The sequence below is a fragment of the Bradyrhizobium sp. OK095 genome, from assembly GCF_900109945.1.
Lineage (GTDB): Bacteria > Pseudomonadota > Alphaproteobacteria > Rhizobiales > Xanthobacteraceae > Bradyrhizobium.
In genome coordinates, this window is record NZ_FOBX01000008.1 from 16,527 (window position 1) to 31,557 (window position 15,031).

General features: G+C 64.3%; 17 protein-coding genes. 11 read left to right on the top strand and 6 right to left on the bottom strand.

Features of this window, described 5'->3' with window-relative positions; all coding sequences use genetic code 11:
* Positions 1 to 9: 9 nt before the first annotated feature.
* Positions 10 to 375, bottom strand: coding sequence for a nuclear transport factor 2 family protein (locus tag BMW89_RS21185; protein WP_092028954.1), 366 nt, complete (start codon positions 373 to 375; stop codon positions 10 to 12).
* A 355-nt stretch (positions 376 to 730) separates the two neighbouring features.
* On the opposite strand from BMW89_RS21185, the gene BMW89_RS21190 reads away from it, so the two are divergent.
* The 4 genes from BMW89_RS21190 to BMW89_RS21205 all read left to right on the top strand — a co-directional run bounded on the left by BMW89_RS21190 (position 731) and on the right by BMW89_RS21205 (position 4,789).
* Entirely contained in the window at positions 731 to 1,321 is a 591-nt protein-coding gene (locus BMW89_RS21190; RefSeq protein WP_092028955.1) for a TetR/AcrR family transcriptional regulator, read from the top strand.
* 53 nt (positions 1,322 to 1,374) lie between these two features.
* The gene (locus BMW89_RS21195; RefSeq protein WP_092028956.1) at positions 1,375 to 3,000 is read left to right on the top strand and encodes a GMC family oxidoreductase; all 1,626 of its coding nucleotides are present in this window, start codon (positions 1,375 to 1,377) and stop codon (positions 2,998 to 3,000) included.
* Between the two features lie 24 nt (positions 3,001 to 3,024).
* Positions 3,025 to 4,005, top strand: coding sequence for a hydroxymethylbilane synthase (gene hemC / locus BMW89_RS21200; RefSeq protein ID WP_092028957.1), 981 nt, complete (start codon positions 3,025 to 3,027; stop codon positions 4,003 to 4,005).
* Positions 4,006 to 4,147: 142 nt separating this feature from the next.
* On the top strand, positions 4,148 to 4,789 hold the full coding sequence (locus tag BMW89_RS21205) for a response regulator transcription factor (protein ID WP_092028958.1): 642 nt from the start codon (positions 4,148 to 4,150) through the stop codon (positions 4,787 to 4,789).
* Between the two features lie 198 nt (positions 4,790 to 4,987).
* On the opposite strand, the gene hemE is transcribed toward BMW89_RS21205, so the two are convergent.
* The gene (gene hemE, locus BMW89_RS21210) at positions 4,988 to 6,022 is read right to left on the bottom strand and encodes a uroporphyrinogen decarboxylase (protein WP_092028959.1); all 1,035 of its coding nucleotides are present in this window, start codon (positions 6,020 to 6,022) and stop codon (positions 4,988 to 4,990) included.
* Between the two features lie 111 nt (positions 6,023 to 6,133).
* On the opposite strand from hemE, the gene BMW89_RS21215 reads away from it, so the two are divergent.
* Together BMW89_RS21215 and BMW89_RS21220 are read left to right on the top strand one after the other, a co-directional pair.
* Positions 6,134 to 6,349 carry a hypothetical protein gene (locus tag BMW89_RS21215; protein WP_092028960.1) on the top strand — a complete coding sequence of 72 codons (216 nt, stop codon included), beginning with the start codon at positions 6,134 to 6,136 and terminating at the stop codon, positions 6,347 to 6,349.
* Positions 6,350 to 6,536: 187 nt separating this feature from the next.
* Entirely contained in the window at positions 6,537 to 8,441 is a 1,905-nt protein-coding gene (locus tag BMW89_RS21220; protein ID WP_092028961.1) for a diguanylate cyclase domain-containing protein, read from the top strand.
* Between the two features lie 6 nt (positions 8,442 to 8,447).
* Here BMW89_RS21220 and BMW89_RS21225 read toward each other — a convergent pair whose 3' ends face one another.
* Both BMW89_RS21225 and trhO read right to left on the bottom strand, forming a co-directional pair.
* Positions 8,448 to 8,666: a SlyX family protein gene (locus BMW89_RS21225; RefSeq protein ID WP_092028962.1), complete on the bottom strand. Its 219-nt coding sequence runs from the start codon at positions 8,664 to 8,666 to the stop codon at positions 8,448 to 8,450.
* Positions 8,656 to 9,408, bottom strand: a complete 753-nt coding sequence (trhO, locus tag BMW89_RS21230) for an oxygen-dependent tRNA uridine(34) hydroxylase TrhO (RefSeq protein ID WP_092028963.1) — start codon at positions 9,406 to 9,408, stop codon at positions 8,656 to 8,658. The genes BMW89_RS21225 and trhO overlap by 11 nt, the downstream gene beginning before the upstream one ends.
* Before the next feature lie 209 nt (positions 9,409 to 9,617).
* On the opposite strand from trhO, the gene ggt reads away from it, so the two are divergent.
* Complete coding sequence (ggt, locus tag BMW89_RS21235) at positions 9,618 to 11,204, top strand: gamma-glutamyltransferase (protein ID WP_092028964.1); 1,587 nt, start codon at positions 9,618 to 9,620, stop codon at positions 11,202 to 11,204.
* A 71-nt stretch (positions 11,205 to 11,275) separates the two neighbouring features.
* Positions 11,276 to 11,740 carry an FKBP-type peptidyl-prolyl cis-trans isomerase gene (locus BMW89_RS21240; protein WP_092028965.1) on the top strand — a complete coding sequence of 155 codons (465 nt, stop codon included), beginning with the start codon at positions 11,276 to 11,278 and terminating at the stop codon, positions 11,738 to 11,740.
* A gap of 69 nt (positions 11,741 to 11,809) precedes the next feature.
* Here the strand turns inward: BMW89_RS21240 and BMW89_RS21245 are convergent, their stop codons facing one another.
* Positions 11,810 to 12,028 carry a CsbD family protein gene (locus tag BMW89_RS21245; RefSeq protein ID WP_092028966.1) on the bottom strand — a complete coding sequence of 73 codons (219 nt, stop codon included), beginning with the start codon at positions 12,026 to 12,028 and terminating at the stop codon, positions 11,810 to 11,812.
* Positions 12,029 to 12,156: 128 nt separating this feature from the next.
* Between BMW89_RS21245 and BMW89_RS21250 the strand changes: the two genes are divergently transcribed.
* The 3 genes from BMW89_RS21250 (at position 12,157) to BMW89_RS21260 (ending at position 13,766) form a co-directional block, all read left to right on the top strand.
* Complete coding sequence (locus tag BMW89_RS21250) at positions 12,157 to 12,672, top strand: cupin domain-containing protein (RefSeq protein WP_092028967.1); 516 nt, start codon at positions 12,157 to 12,159, stop codon at positions 12,670 to 12,672.
* A gap of 134 nt (positions 12,673 to 12,806) precedes the next feature.
* Entirely contained in the window at positions 12,807 to 13,235 is a 429-nt protein-coding gene (locus tag BMW89_RS21255) for a VOC family protein (RefSeq protein ID WP_092028968.1), read from the top strand.
* A gap of 42 nt (positions 13,236 to 13,277) precedes the next feature.
* Positions 13,278 to 13,766 (top strand): VOC family protein, encoded by a 489-nt coding sequence (locus BMW89_RS21260; RefSeq protein WP_092028969.1) that lies wholly within the window; start codon positions 13,278 to 13,280, stop codon positions 13,764 to 13,766.
* 125 nt (positions 13,767 to 13,891) lie between these two features.
* On the opposite strand, the gene BMW89_RS21265 is transcribed toward BMW89_RS21260, so the two are convergent.
* Positions 13,892 to 15,031, bottom strand: coding sequence for a hypothetical protein (locus BMW89_RS21265; protein ID WP_244547644.1), 1,140 nt, complete (start codon positions 15,029 to 15,031; stop codon positions 13,892 to 13,894).

Consider the following 15,031-nt stretch of genomic DNA (forward strand, 5'->3'; position numbering starts at 1 on the left):
GAGGGGACGTTACCGCCCCAGCTGCTTCGGGTCGTAGTAGAACCGCTCCTCGGTCAACTTGTCGCCCTGCCAGGTCTGCCACGCGATCTCGTCCAGCGTCCGCGTGACGCCTTCGGCATTCGTGAAGCTGAAGCTCCAGCGCGTCGCGACATGGTCGCCCTCGATCATGCTCGGGCCGATGCGAACCGCCTTGACCTCCTTGGAGGCTGCGAGCACGCCGCGCTCCTTGGCGACGAGCTTGTCGCGGCCGACCATCGGCGCGGCGTTGTTCTCATAAGTCGCGGCATCAGGCGTGTAGAACTGCTCGATCGCTTCGACAAACTCCCCGGCCTCAAGACGCTGCGCAAAGGCTTCCACGATCTCACGGCTCGGCATGCGGCACCTCTTGAAGAAAACCGACTGATGGTCGGTAAATACCGACCGTCAGTCGAAAAGTCAACTGGCCGCCTGAGACGAATTGGATTAGACGAAATCGACGAGATGAAGCTCAGCCAGCGCTCCGACGGAGGTGTGTTCCCTCCCCCCTTGCGGGGAAGGGCTAGGGAGAGGGGTAGCCCAGCAAAGAGTGCCAGTTGTTGATGACGGACCGAGAGTGTGTGCGACGGAAAGAATCCCCGTGCGGCACCCCTCTCCCTGCCCCTCCCCCGCAAGGGGGGAGGGAACGGAAAGAGCGCCGCTTGGTGGCTTAACTCGCTTCGACTTCAACCCATCACGCTTTAGACGAGACGATATGGCAAAGCAGGCGGAGCGGCGGACAGCGACGATTGAGGCAATCCTGACGGCGGCGCGTCGGCTGTTCGGGACGCAAGGCTTTGCCGCCACCACCATGGACGAGATCGCGGAGGCGGCCGGTATCGCCAAGGGCGCCGTCTATCACCACTTCAAGACCAAGGAGGCGGTGTTCGAAGCCGTGTTTGATCTGGTCTCGCGCGATCTCGTCATCGAGATCGACAGCGCCGCGCGGGCCGAGAAGGACGTGCTGGCGGCGATGGTCGCCGGTACCCAGCATTATTTTGCCGCGACCGCCAAAGGCCCGACCGGTCAGATCATCTTGCGCGACGGCCCGGCCGTGCTCGGCTGGGAACGCTGGCGCGAGATCGACGCAAAGCACTTTGGCGGCAAGATGCCGCGTGCGCTGTCGGCGGCGATGGAGGCCGGCCTGATCGCAAAGCAACCGGTCGAGCCGCTGGCGCGGCTGCTGCTCGGCGCGGTGACGGAGGCCGCGGTCGCCTGCGCCGGACGCGCCGATATCGCAAGGGCGGGCGCGGAATATGCCCGTGCGTTCAAGTCGCTGGTCGAGGCGCTGCGCGTGCGCGCATGATTGTGCTAATCACGCAACGGAAACGCCCACACCAACAAGAAGAAGCGTAGCGCATGAACGCAAATTCCTCTCTCGCACCGTCCGATCCCGAGTTCGACTACATCATCGTCGGCGCCGGCTCCGCCGGCTGTGTGCTCGCCAACCGGCTCTCTGCGAACGGCAAACATTCGGTGCTATTGCTCGAGGCCGGCCCAAAAGATTCCAACATCTGGATCCACGTGCCGCTCGGCTACGGAAAGCTTTTCAAGGAGAAGACCGTCAACTGGATGTACCAGACCGAGCCTGAGCCCGAGCTGAAGGGGCGGCAAGTGTTCCAGCCGCGTGGAAAAACGCTGGGCGGATCGAGCTCGATCAACGGCCTGCTCTATGTCCGCGGCCAGCACGAGGATTACGACCGCTGGCGCCAGCACGGCAATGCCGGCTGGGGCTATGACGACGTGCTGCCCTATTTCAAGAAGGCCGAGAACCAGACGCGCGGCGCCGATCAATATCACGGCAGCGGCGGGCCGCTGCCGGTGTCGAACATGGTCGTGACCGATCCGTTGTCGAAGGCCTTCATGGATGCCGCGGTCGAGACCGGTCTGCCCTACAATCCTGATTTCAACGGCGCCACGCAGGAAGGCGTCGGCCTGTTCCAGACCACGACCCGCAACGGCCGCCGCGCCTCGACGGCGGTGGCCTATCTCGGGCCCGCCAGGACACGCAGCAATCTCAAGGTCGAGACCGAGGCGCTCGGCCAGCGCGTGCTGTTCGAGGGCCGCCGCGCGGTCGGCGTCGAATACCGGCAAGGTGCAATTGTGCGCCGTGCGCGAGCACGCAGGGAGATCGTGTTGTCGAGCGGCGCCTACAATTCGCCGCAGCTCTTGCAGCTCTCCGGCGTGGGCCCCGCCGATCTCCTGCGCAAGCATGGCATCGACGTGGTGCTCGATGCGCAAGGCGTCGGCCATGATCTCCAGGACCACATGCAGGTCCGCATCGTGATGCGTTGCTCGCAGAAGATCACGCTCAACGATACCGTCAACAATCCGCTCCGCCGTACGCTGGCCGGTGCGCGCTATGCGCTGTTCCGGAAAGGCTGGCTGACGATCGCGGCCGGCACGGCCGGCGCGTTCTTCAAGACCAACCCGCGGCTGGCCTCGCCCGACATCCAGGTCCATTTCCTGCCGTTCTCGACCGACAAGATGGGCGAGAAGCTGCACGATTTTTCCGGTTTCACGGCGTCGGTGTGCCAGCTCCGGCCCGAAAGCCGCGGCTCCTTGCGCATCAGGAGCGCCGACCCGACCGTGCCGCCGGAGATCCGCATCAACTACATGTCGACCGAGACCGACCGCACCACCAACGTCGAAGGTCTGAAGATCCTGCGCAGGATATTGAATGCGCCGGCGCTGAAGCCGTTCGTGGCTGGCGAGTACGATCCCGGGGCGAAGGTATCCACGGACGCCGAGCTCCTGGATTATTGCCGTGAGCGCGGCAGCACCATCTACCATCCGACCTCGACCTGTCGTATGGGCAATGACGCGCTCGCGGTGGTGGACCAGCGGCTGAAGGTGAGGGGGCTCGAAGGCCTCCGCGTCGTCGATGGCTCGATCATGCCGGACCTCGTCTCGGGGAACACCAACGCGCCGATCATCATGATCGCCGAAAAGGCCTCCGACATGATATTGGAGGATGCGCGGTAAATTCGCGCTTGAGAGGATTTGGACTTGGCTACGCGATTCAAGATCGGCACCCGCAAGAGCGCGATGGCGCTGGCACAGACGGAGGAGATCGCGCGCCGCCTGACTGCCGCCGTGCCCGGTCTCGACGTCGAGATCGTCAAGTTCGACACCACAGGTGACCTCGACCAGACCAGCAAGCTGCTGCCGCATGGCGGCAAGGGCGGCGCCTTCGTGGCGCAGATCCGCGCTGCCGTGCTCTCGGGCGAGCTCCAGGCGGCGATGCATTCGCTGAAGGACATGCCTGGCAACGAGGACACGCCCGGCCTCGTCATCGGCGCCACCCTGTCGCGCGATCCCGCAAGCGATGCGCTGGTGCTGCGCGGTGGCGTGACGCTGGAGGCGTTGCGCCAGTCCCGCGGCAAAGGTTTTAAAATTGGCACCAACGCGGTGCGCCGCGCGGCCTATGTACGGCGGCTGTTTCCCGATGTCGAAATCATCCACTTCCGCGGCGCAGCTGATACGCGCGTGCGAAAGCTGGATAATGGCGAGATGCAGCGGCTGCCCGATGGCGGCGCGGTGGGACCTGCGGATGCGCTGATCATGGCACGCTCGGGCCTCGACCGCGTCGGTCTCTCCGGCCGCATCGCCTACGAGTTTACCGCGGCGGAGATGCTGCCCGCGGCAGGGCAGGGCATCGTCGCCGTCGAATGTGCCGCGCAGGACTGGGAAACGCGAAAAATCCTGTCATCGATCGATGATCCCGCTGCGCACGCCTGCGCCGATGCCGAGCGCGAGGTGCTGTGGGTGCTGAACGGCCACTGCAATTCGCCGATTGCGGGCTTCTCGACCATCGCAGGCGATCAGATGTCGCTCACGGCCTCCGTGCTCGACCTCTCCGGCAACACCATCATCGAAGCTTCGCGCGCAGGTCCCGCCAATCGGCCGCGTGAGCTCGGCCGTGCGGTGGGACTGGATCTGCTGGGTCACGGTGCCGCCGAGATCATCGAGCGCAGCCGGCCGCGGTGAGCGCGTTAATTCCAGCCTAACCCGATGCAATTTTGCGCAAACTTGTCGTTATCGGATCGAGAACTGTCTTGATGTCTTTCGCTTTTCCTGCCGCGGCGACCAGCGCATAGCAGTCGCGGTTTGAGCAGGAAGGGCAGCAATCATGACCGCGAACGAAATCTTCATTCTCGAAGATGATCTGACGATGCGAGCGATGCTCAGGGTCGTCCTCGAGGGAGCCGGGTATCAGCCGATATTCTTTGCGGACGGCGATGCCCTTATTGCCAAGGCCCGCTATACGGCTCCGGCATGCATCCTGCTCGATTTGTGCCTGCCGGGAAAGTCAGGTCTGGACATCCTTGGACAGCTGACCGATCGGACCTATCCCGCGCCAGTTCTCATGGTATCGGGTCAGGGCGATATCCCGACCGCCGTGCGCGCACTCCGGATTGGGGCGGCTGACTTCGTCGAGAAGCCCTTCAGTCCGGGAGATTTGATCGCGCGGATCGTGTCGGCCAGTGCCGGCTTACCTGCCCGTGCGGCAAGCCCGATCGACTATTTCAAGCAATCCCGCGGGCTCACCAGGCGCGAAACCGAGGTGTTGGATCATCTGATCGCGGGGTCGTCGAGCAAGGTGATTGCGCGCAAATTTGGAATCAGTCCGCGAACGGTCGAGGACCATCGCGCCAGCATCATGCGGAAGGCGGGTGTGAAAACGATCGCGCAGCTTTCGATCATGGTCTTTGAAGGGGCAGGGGCCTTCAAGGACCAGTCTGCCGCCCGCGACACTGAAACCGTTCATTGACGACGGAGCGCGGCAGTCGGCGCCAGCCTGCTTCGAAGCTCATCGTGCGATCATGCCATAGTGCGCCTGTTTTGCCCGACGTGTCAAACGTGCGCGTCGCCGGGCGCAACGCCACGTCGGACGAAATTCTTCAATGATTTGTACTGTGCATGGGGTTGTTTTGCGGTTTTTGTTTCCGCACCCGAGCGGCACGACAAATTATCCCCGCACGCGCTTCAGCATCTGCTCGACATTGGCGATCGGCGTCTCCGGCTGGATGCCGTGGCCGAGATTGAAGATGAACCGACCTTGCGCAAAATTCGCCAGCACGTTGTCGACCGCGTGGTCGAGCGCGGCGCCGCCGGTGATGAGCGCCAGCGGATCGAGATTGCCCTGCACGGCGACTTTGCTCTGCACACGCTCGCGGATGAAGGCGGGCTCCGCGGTCCAGTCGATGCTGACGGCGTTGACGCCAGTCGCCTCGACATAACCCGGCAATTGCGCACCGGCGCCACGCGGAAAGCCGATGATCTTCGCATCCGGCACTTTTGCGCGCACGCCCTCGATGATGCGCCGGGTCGGCTCGACCGACCAGCGCGCGAACTCGGCCGGTGGCAACACGCCAGCCCAGGTGTCGAAGATCTGCAAGGCGTTGGCGCCGGCAGCGAGCTGCCTCAGCAGATATTCGATCGAGCTCTCGACCAGCACGTCGATGATCTTCGAAAACGCTTCCGGATGCCGGTAGGCCATCATCCGCGCCGGCGCCTGGTCGGGCGTGCCTTGGCCCGCGACCATGTAGGTCGCAACCGTCCACGGCGCACCGCAGAAGCCGATCAGCGCGATTTTTTCATCGAGCGCACCGCGCACGATCTTCAGCGCGTCGAACACCGGCGCGAGCTTGCCGAAATCGGCATGCGCGGCGAGCGTTGCGACCTTGGCGGGATCATCGAGCGGCTCGAGCCGCGGACCTTCGCCAACCTCGAAGCGCACGGAGCGGCCGAGCGCATAGGGGATCACCAGGATGTCGGAGAAGATGATCGCCGCATCGAAGCCGAACCGGCGGATCGGTTGCAGCGTGACTTCGGCGGCCAGCTCCGGATTGAAGCAGAGATCGAGGAAACCGCCGGCCTTGGCCCGCACCTCGCGATACTCAGGCAGATAGCGGCCGGCCTGCCGCATCATCCAGATGGGTGGGACGGCTTGCCGCTGGCCGGAGAGCACGTCGATGAAGGGCTTTGTCGCAGACTGGGGCACGAACTGTCCTGATGCAGAATTGAGGCTCCTGATACACCGGGAGAGGCCAAAGCGGAACAGGGGAACCAGTGCAAATCCGCCGCGTTGATCCGCCAATGGAGGAGGAATTCCATGGCTGAGACATTCAATCCCGCGCCGCACGACAAACACGCCGACAATCTGCATGAGGCACTCGCCGCCGATCGCCATGCCAGGCTCGATACCGGGTTGGAAGATACCTTCCCGGCGTCCGATCCCGTGAGCGCCGCGCAGCCCACGCCCTCGAAGGCCGATGCCGATGCCGATAACCCTTCGCTCTGGGACAAGGTTAAGGCGATCTTCAGCTAGCGCGATCTTCAGCGCAGGCAGGGGGCGCCGGTTTCCGATAGGCTTGCTAAGGCCTTGTTAGTGATCTGCGGAAGCCCCGGTCCGTAGGAGTACGGGAAAACCCGCATATCCCGGCGAATGTCGGAAAGCGTTTCAGGGTTCAATAACAGAAGCGGCAGAAGTTCCGGCGATCGGAGATTCCTGCTGCATGAACGTCGCCTCACAGAGAGCCGGATGGAGCCGCCTGCCGCTGCGCGCGGCGGCGTTCGTCGTGCTGACCTGCGCGACTATCCTCGGCGTCAGTGGCTGGCGTGAATGGGCCGCGCGCGACCAGGTGCTCAGGGGCGCCGAAACCGAGATGGCGAATGTCGCGCGCTCGCTGACCCAGCATGCCGAAGACAGCTTCGACCTGCTCGACTACGGGGTGGTCGGTGTGGTCAGCCGGCTGGAGATTGACGGCACCGATCCTGACACCATCGCCAAGCTCAGAAATCTTCTGGAGGCGCGCAAGACGGCGATGGACCGCGTGCACAGCCTCGCGGTCATCGACGACCAGGGCAATTCGCTGACGTCACCCGGTACAATCGGCTCGACATTCAGCGACGATGCGTTCTTCCGCTATCATCAGCTGTCCCCGAAACGAGAGGCCCATGTCGGCCGACCCGTGAAGAGCGCGATCGACGGCGAATGGGTCGTCACGCTGTCGCGGCGCTTCAACAAGCCGGACGGCAGTTTTGGCGGCGTCGTGCTTGCGGCCATCAGCTCGAAATATCTTTCGCACTTCTACGAGCAGTTCGAGATCGGCCGCAACAGCTCGGTGACGCTGATGTACGGCGACGGCATAATCATCGCGCGCAACCCCGGCAACGACAAATTCGTCGGCCGCAGCGTTGCCGACACCCAGCTTTTCCGCGACGCCAGCCTGCAGCGGCCCTTCGGCGCCTACCATTTCAAGTCGCCGCTGGACGGCGCCGAACGCGTCAGCTTCTTCAAGCGCTCTGGCCGTTACCCACTGGTTCTACTCGCCACCGTCGACAAGGACGAACTGCTGGCGCCCTGGCGCGCAGCCGCGATTTCCCGCATGCTCTACGTGCTCGCGCTGGTGATGCTGATCGCGGTCATCGGCGCGGTGCTGGTGCGGCAGTTGCAGCGCGGGCAGCGCATGGCTGCGGCGCTGGTCGAGAAGGAAGCGCATTTCCGCCTGCTCGCGGAAGGCTCCAGCGACATGGTGACGCGCATCGGGCTCGACGAGAAGCTGCGCTATGTCTCGCCGTCGTCCAGCCGCGTCGTCGGCTGGCGCGCCAACCAGCTGATTGGTACGCCCGCGCTCGCTGGTATTCATGAGGAAGACCGGCCGCACGTCCAGGCCGTGGTCGATGCCATGAAGCGCGGCGATACGGAGGAGGCCCGGCTCACCTATCGCAATGTGCACCGGACGAATTCCGAGGTCTGGCTCGAATCGACCATGCGGGTGACGCGCAAGGACAACGGCAAGGTCGACGGCTTGGTTGCGATCTCGCGCGACATCACCGAGCAGAAGAAGCTGGAGACCCGGCTCGAGACGCTCGCGATCGAGGACAGCCTCACCGGGCTCGCCAACCGCCGCCGCTTCGACGAGCGGCTCAACGAGGAATGGGCGCGCGCCTATCGCGACCGCTCCAGCCTCGCTCTGCTGATGATCGACGTCGATCACTTCAAGTCCTACAACGACGAATACGGCCACCCCGCGGGCGATGCCTGCCTGCGCGTGGTGGCGCAGGTCATCGCGGCCGAGATGAAGCGTCCCGGCGACCTCGCGGCACGCTATGGCGGCGAGGAGTTCGCCATGCTGCTGCCGAACACCGATGCCGCCGGCTGTGCCCGGATTGGCGAGCGGATCCGGCGCGCAATCCGCGAGGCGGGCCTCGTCCACGGCGCTAATCTCGGGGCGGGCTACGTCACCGCTTCGGTTGGCGGAGCCACCTGCCGGCCGGCGCTGGAGCGCACCGCCGGCATCGGCACACTCGTCGAGGCCGCCGATCAGGCGCTCTATGCGGCGAAGGAAGCCGGACGCGACCGCCTGATGATGTCGGTCGAGGTGGCGCGCCTGCTGCCCAGGGCGGTCGGCGAGTAAGAGAGCTCAATAATGCGGCGGGCGCTCGTTGGCTGCGCCCGGCGTATTCGCCTCGGCTTCCTGAAGCCGGTCGCCGAGCTCCGTGATCTTCCGCGTCAGCGCGTCGATCTGCTTCCACTGCGCGGTGATGGTCTGGTTCAGCGTCTCGATGGTGTCGTCCTGATAGGCGATGCGCGTCTCCAGCGCGTCGATGCGCTCGCCCAGACTCTTGATCTCATTCGTCACGGCCGTGCCCCTTGTCCCGTTCACGCAAGCCATGACTGAGCGCGACGCGCTCGTCGAACACAAAACATTCGCCGCGCCAGCGGCTCTGCGCCTCCGGCACTTCTTCCAGATATTTCAGAATGCCACCCTTGAGGTGATAGACCTCGGCAAAGCCGCGCGCCAGCAGATGCGCGCTCGCCTTCTCGCAGCGGATGCCGCCGGTGCAGAACATCGCGATTTTGCGATGCTTCGCCGGATCGAGCTTTTGCGCGGCAAAATCCTTGAACTCGCCAAAGCTCTTGATGTCGGGATCGAGCGCGCCCTCGAACGTCCCCATCGCCACTTCGAAGGCGTTGCGGGTGTCGAGCACCAGTGTGTCGGGTGCCGAGATCAACCCGTTCCACTCGGCGGCCTCGACATACGTGCCGACCTGCCGCGTCGGATCGGCGGCCTCGTCCCCGAGCGTGACGATCTCCTTCTTCAGCCGCACCTTGAGCCGGCCGAACGGCATCGCTTCGGCAGTCGAGAATTTCAGTTCGAGATTGTTCAACCGGCCGTCGAACAGGACGCCGTGTGCGAGCTCGTGGGTGAAGGCATCGATCGCCTCGGGCGCGCCGGCGATCGTGCCGTTGATGCCTTCGCCCGCCAGCAGCACGCTGCCCTTCAGCGAAAGGCCGGCGCAGAACGCGCGCAGCGGCTCGCGCAGCTCGCGGTAATCGGGCAGGGCGGCGAATTGATAGAAGGCGGCGACCTTGGTGATCATGGCGGCTCGTTTAGCAGGCGGGCAGCGCCCAGAAAACCCGCATGGCCGAAGGTTAACAGCCGTCTATACGCCCAGCGGATGGCAGCCATTTCCCTGGTATGCCAGCATTGCCCGGATGGGCCGGAATGTGTCATGTAGGCCGGGTTTTTCCGAGATGGCGCGCCAAGTGCGCCCACGGCCCCAAGGGCCCTAACGAGAGCAAGAATTCGATGAGAAACTTCCACTTCCCCGGCAGGTCCACGGTCCACGCCACCAACGCGATGGTCGCGACCTCGCATCCGCAGGCCTCGCTGGCCGCGATCGAGGTGCTGCGCGAGGGCGGCACGGCAGTGGACGCGGCGGTGGCGGGTTCGGCCGTGCTCGGCGTGATCGAGCCGCAATCGACCGGCATCGGCGGCGACTGCTTTGCGCTGATCCAGCCGCGCGGCGAGGGCAAGATCGTCGCCTATAACGGCTCCGGCCGGGCGCCCAAGGCGGCGAATGCCGACTGGTATCTTGAGCGCAAGATCACGTCCGTGCCGCTGACCTCGGCGCATGCGGTCTCGGTCCCCGGCGTGATCGACGCGTTTGCGACCGTGCTGCGCGATCACGGCAAGTTCGGCTTCGACCGGCTGCTCCAGCCCGCGATCAAGGCGGCCGAGGAGGGCTATGTCGTTGCGCCCCGTATCGCCTTCGACTGGAAGAACCAGTTCGAGAAGCTGAAAGCTGGCACCAACACTCCGCGTTACCTGCTGCCGGGCGGCAAGCCGCCGGTGGCCGGCGACGTCATCCGCCAGGCCGAGCTCGGCAAGACGCTGCGTGCGATCGCCAAGGACGGCCGCGATGCCTTCTACAAGGGCGCGATCGCGGAGGACATGGTCGAGACCCTGCGCGGCATCGGCGGCCTGCACACGCTCGACGATTTCGCCGCGCACACCACCGAGACCACGACGCCGATCGGCACCATGTACAAGGGCCACGACGTCTGGCAGTGCCCGCCGAACGGCCCGGGCGTGACCGCGCTGCTGATGCTCAACATCCTCTCGCGCTTCGACCTGACCAAGTACGCGCCGCTCAGCGTCGAGCGTTTCCATCTCGAAGCCGAAGCCGCGCGCATCGCCTACATGAACCGCGAGATGCATATCGCTTCTCCCGAGCACATGAAGATCAACGTCGCCGAGATGCTCGAAAAGGGCTTTGCCGACGAGTACATCAGCAAGATCCGCATGGACGGCATGCTCGACCTTCCGAACGTCGCGCCGCCGATGAATCCCTCGACCATCTACATCACGGTGGTGGACAAGGACCGCAACGTCTGCTCGTTCATCAACTCGGTCGCGCATTCCTTCGGCTCGGCCATCGTCTCCAACAAGACCGGCGTGCTGTTGCAGAACCGCGCTGGCGGCTTCCGGATCCAGCCCGGCCATCCCAACTGCATCGAAGGCGGCAAGCGCCCGCTGCACACGATCATGCCGGGCCTGCTCACCAAGGGCGGCCGCTCCGTGATGCCGTTCGCGGTGATGGGTGGACAATATCAGCCGACCGGTCAGACTCATCTCCTGACCAACATGCTCGACTATGGCTGCGACGTGCAGGAGGCGATCGACATGCCGCGTGGTCTGCACTACGAGGGCCAATACCAGCTCGAGGACAGCGTCCCGGCCGAGATCGTCGAGGGCCTCAAGAAGCTTGGCCACAAGACCACCAGCGTGGTCGGTCCGCTCGGCGGCGCCCAGGCAATCTGGATCGATTGGGACAAGGGTACGCTCACCGGCGGTTCCGACCCGCGCAAGGACGGCTGCGCGCTCGGCTATTGATCGAGGTTCGAGGGCTGGAAACGACCATCGCATTGCGCTAGACACCTCCCGCCTCAAACGGAAGGTGTTCTATGCAGCGTTTCCAGCGCGTGCTCCTCGCCATCATGTCGGCACTCGCGATCACTGTGATCGGCGGCGTGTCCGGCTTCGTTTCCACCACGGCCTCGGCCCAGACCGCAGGAAAGACCATGACCACAGCTTCAGGCTTGCAGACCATCGACAGCGTCGTCGGCACCGGCGCCTCGCCGAAACCCGGCCAGATCTGCGTGATGCACTACACCGGCTGGCTTTATGAGAACGGCCAGAAGGGCAAGAAATTCGACTCGTCGGTCGATCGCAACGAGCCGTTCGAATTCCCGATCGGCAAGGGCCGCGTCATCGGCGGCTGGGATGAGGGCGTCGCCACGATGAAGGTCGGCGGCAAGCGCACGCTGATCATCCCGCCGCAACTTGGCTACGGCGCCCGCGGCGCCGGCGGCGTGATCCCGCCGAACGCGACGCTGATGTTCGACGTGGAATTGCTCGCGGTGAAGTGAGCGCAGGTCACCACGCAAACAAAAGGACCGGCCTTTCGGCCGGTCTTTTCATTTTCAGTCTTGTACGCGCTACTCGGCTGCGCGCTTTGCTGCCGCAGCGGCACGGTCAATCGCTTCCTTCGCGGAATCCTTGGCGTCGCCCATGGCCTTCTGGCCCTTGCCCTTCACTTCCTGGACAACGCCTTCGCCCTGCAGGCGCTCGGAACCGGTGGCTTCACCGATGCCCTGCTTGGCCTTGCCGATGGCTTCGTTGGCGGTGCCCTTGATCTTGTCGCTCGTGCTACCCATGAAATTCTCCTTTCGGTTTGCTCGCGATAACAACGCCCGATGACTACGAGAGTTCCGATTTTGGTATGGCTTGATGTCGCGGCTTTGGGTTAGTTTCGCCCGCACGGAACCAACAGAAAGCAAGAATCATGACCGGCCATGACCACACGCATTCCCACCATGACCACGATCATCATGACGATCGCTGGAAACATGACGGCGTGCGCGTCATTCCCGGCAATCAGCTCGATACCAACGTGCCGTCCACGGCCGGCATGGACCGCGCGGCCGCGATCAATTTCGCCCGCGTCGGCGCGCAGAAATTGTGGGCGGGCACCGTCAGCATCAAGCCCGACGCCAAGACCGGTGCGCATCACCACGGCCATCTCGAAAGCGTCATCTATGTGGTGAAGGGCAAGGCGCGGATGCGCTGGGGCGAGAGCCTGCAATTCACCGCGGAGGCCGGCCCCGGCGATTTCATCTTCGTGCCGCCCTACGTGCCGCATCAGGAGATCAACGCCAGCCCGGACGAGGTGCTGGAATGCGTGCTGGTGCGCAGCGATGGCGAGGCGGTCGCGATCAATCTCGACATCGAGCCGATCGAGAAGCCCGAGACCGTGCTGTGGGTCGATCCCATTCACCGGGATCCCAACGAGAAGAAGTAAGGCGCTGCCGAAACGCCTGCTGGTTCTGTGCGACAGAACCACGCAGATGCGGCCTCTAAAAAATATCCGGAAGCGATGTCGGGTGGCCGCCGGCCCATCCGTCCTTGGGCAGAACCCCGCCCAAGGAGCTTTCTATGCCCAGGATGATCTTCCTCAATCTGCCGGTGACCGACCTCAAGCGCGCGACCGTATTTTACGAAGCGGTCGGTGCAACCAGGAACCCGCAGTTCAGCGACGACACGGCGAGCTGCATGGTCTTTTCCGAGACCATCTACGTCATGCTGACGACGCACGACAAATTCCGCCAGTTCACGCCGAAGCCGATCGCGGATGCAAAGACCTCAAACCAGGCGCTGTTCTGCCTGTCCGCGGACAGTCGCAACGAGGTCGACGATATCGTCGGCAAAGCCGAGGCGATGGGCGGGGTGGCCGATCCCAGCCCGAAGGATGAGTACAGCTTCATGTACGGCCGCAGCTTCGAGGATCCGGATGGCCATATGTGGGGTGTGAACTGGATGGACCTCGCGGCGGCCCCCGCCCAGCCCGCGATGGCGAACGCCTGATCGACGCCCGACGAGATCGAACAACCAAGAGGAGTATTGACGATGTCCAAGGTCGTGCCCTGCATGTGGTTTAACGGCGACGCCGAGGAAGCCGCGAAGTTCTACGTCTCGCTGGTTCCGAATTCGGAGATCACGCACGTTCAGCGCAACGTTTCGGACAACCCGTCGGGCAAGACAGGCTCGGTGCTCGTCGTCGAGTTCACGGTGGCGGGGCAGCCGCTGGTCGCGCTCAACGGCGGCATGAAGATGGAATACACTCACGCCCTCTCGCTGATGATCCATTGCGACGATCAGGCCCAGGTCGACAGCGTCTGGAATGCGTTCCTGGCTCATGGCGGCAAGGAAGAGCAGTGCGGCTGGCTCCATGACCGCTACGGCGTGTCCTGGCAAATCGTGCCGAAGGTGATGTTCGAGTTCCTCACGAGCCCCGACAAGGCTGCGGCCGCGCGCGCGATGCAGGCCATGCTGAAGATGGTGAAGCTGGATGTGGAAGTGCTGCGCCGCGCGTTCGAGGGCAAGTCGGCGGCGTGAGGCCAACGCAGGTGCCGTAGGGTGGGCAAAGGCGCGCTTGCGCCGTGCCCACCATCTGCCTCGGTTGAGAGAGAAGTGGTGGGCACGCTTCGCTTTGCCCACCCTACGAGACTGTGCCCGCGCCGCTAATAATTGATCCGCAGCCCCACGCCACCGTGGATGGTGTTGCCGACCGGCTGCGGGCCCAGCGTGCCGTTGGCGAAGAGGTCCACGATCCAGCCCTTCTGCACGCGGAAGCCGAGGCGGCCGCCATATTCGAACCAGCCCTGGTTGCCCATGGTGGGCACCACCGTGCCGTCGCCGGTCACGGTGGCGACGATGCCGCTATGGCTGGCGAAGGACTGCACCCAGCCGCCATTGATATTGGTCTCGATGTTGCTCCCGAACAGATGCGTCCACTGGCCGCCGATCTTGACGAGGCTGGTGCGATCGGTGCCGGTCGCAATATTGGCGTCGAACGGATTGAACGCCACTGCGCTGTCCGAGTAGCCGGAGACGCGCTGCCAGAGCTGCCAGACCTCGATCGAGGCGGCGACCTCGTCGCGCGGTGACACCCGGCTCATCCAGCCGGCGCGGCCGTAGACGGCGTAGTTCGAGGCGTTGGTCGAGCCGGAGACGGTGACCGGGCCGAGGCTGGTGTTGTAGCTGCGGGTGTAGCGCGCCTTCTCCCACGGCGTCAGGATGGTGCCGATGTCGAAGAACGGGCGCGACGAGCCCCAGTCGGTGAAGTCGTAGCGCAGCGCGAAGGCGCCGATCGGCGCGCTGGTGATGTGGTAGCCGCCTTCGTTGTATTGCGTGTAGGCGATGCCCGCGAGCAGCGACAGATTGTTGGTGAGCTCCTTGCGGCCGTGGATGCCGGCCGAGAACGAGCCGGCCGAGCCGAACGCGCTGATGCAATCACTGCAATTGACCTGCTCGTTGACGCCGAGCAGCACCGTGCCGAGCACCCGGTTGGTGATCATCTGGTTGAAGCGCTGGTTGGCGAGGCCGCCGATCGAATTGCCGCTGGAATCCGCGCCGGTCGGGCCCGTCGGTGGATACGGGCTCGGCGAGGGCGACGGATAGGGGCTCGGCGAAGGAGAAGGAGTCGGCGTGTATGTCGGCGTCGGCGACGGCGAATAGGTCGGGTAGGGCGTCGGCCCACCGCACTCGGATTCGCACTCCGCCGCCTGGAGGGTGGCCGATCGCGCATCGAACGCGAGAAACGCAAACGCGGCAGTCGCGGTCAATGTAGCGGCGAGGATGAAGCGCCTGACGTTCGCCAT

Bases quoted from the DNA above. Each gene is read 5' to 3' on its own strand.
- BMW89_RS21215 (WP_092028960.1), top strand. From the start codon at position 6,134: ATGGCTGAGACATTCAATCCCGCGCCGCACGACAAACACGCCGACAAT.
- ggt (WP_092028964.1), top strand. From the start codon at position 9,618: ATGAGAAACTTCCACTTCCCCGGCAGGTCCACGGTCCACGCCACCAAC.
- BMW89_RS21255 (WP_092028968.1), top strand. From the start codon at position 12,807: ATGCCCAGGATGATCTTCCTCAATCTGCCGGTGACCGACCTCAAGCGC.
- BMW89_RS21245 (WP_092028966.1), bottom strand. From the start codon at position 12,028: ATGGGTAGCACGAGCGACAAGATCAAGGGCACCGCCAACGAAGCCATC.
- BMW89_RS21185 (WP_092028954.1), bottom strand. From the start codon at position 375: ATGCCGAGCCGTGAGATCGTGGAAGCCTTTGCGCAGCGTCTTGAGGCC.
- BMW89_RS21250 (WP_092028967.1), top strand. From the start codon at position 12,157: ATGACCGGCCATGACCACACGCATTCCCACCATGACCACGATCATCAT.
- BMW89_RS21240 (WP_092028965.1), top strand. From the start codon at position 11,276: ATGCAGCGTTTCCAGCGCGTGCTCCTCGCCATCATGTCGGCACTCGCG.
- BMW89_RS21260 (WP_092028969.1), top strand. From the start codon at position 13,278: ATGTCCAAGGTCGTGCCCTGCATGTGGTTTAACGGCGACGCCGAGGAA.
- BMW89_RS21265 (WP_244547644.1), bottom strand. From the start codon at position 15,031: ATGGCGAACGTCAGGCGCTTCATCCTCGCCGCTACATTGACCGCGACT.
- BMW89_RS21190 (WP_092028955.1), top strand. From the start codon at position 731: ATGGCAAAGCAGGCGGAGCGGCGGACAGCGACGATTGAGGCAATCCTG.
- trhO (WP_092028963.1), bottom strand. From the start codon at position 9,408: ATGATCACCAAGGTCGCCGCCTTCTATCAATTCGCCGCCCTGCCCGAT.
- BMW89_RS21220 (WP_092028961.1), top strand. From the start codon at position 6,537: ATGAACGTCGCCTCACAGAGAGCCGGATGGAGCCGCCTGCCGCTGCGC.
- BMW89_RS21205 (WP_092028958.1), top strand. From the start codon at position 4,148: ATGACCGCGAACGAAATCTTCATTCTCGAAGATGATCTGACGATGCGA.
- BMW89_RS21195 (WP_092028956.1), top strand. From the start codon at position 1,375: ATGAACGCAAATTCCTCTCTCGCACCGTCCGATCCCGAGTTCGACTAC.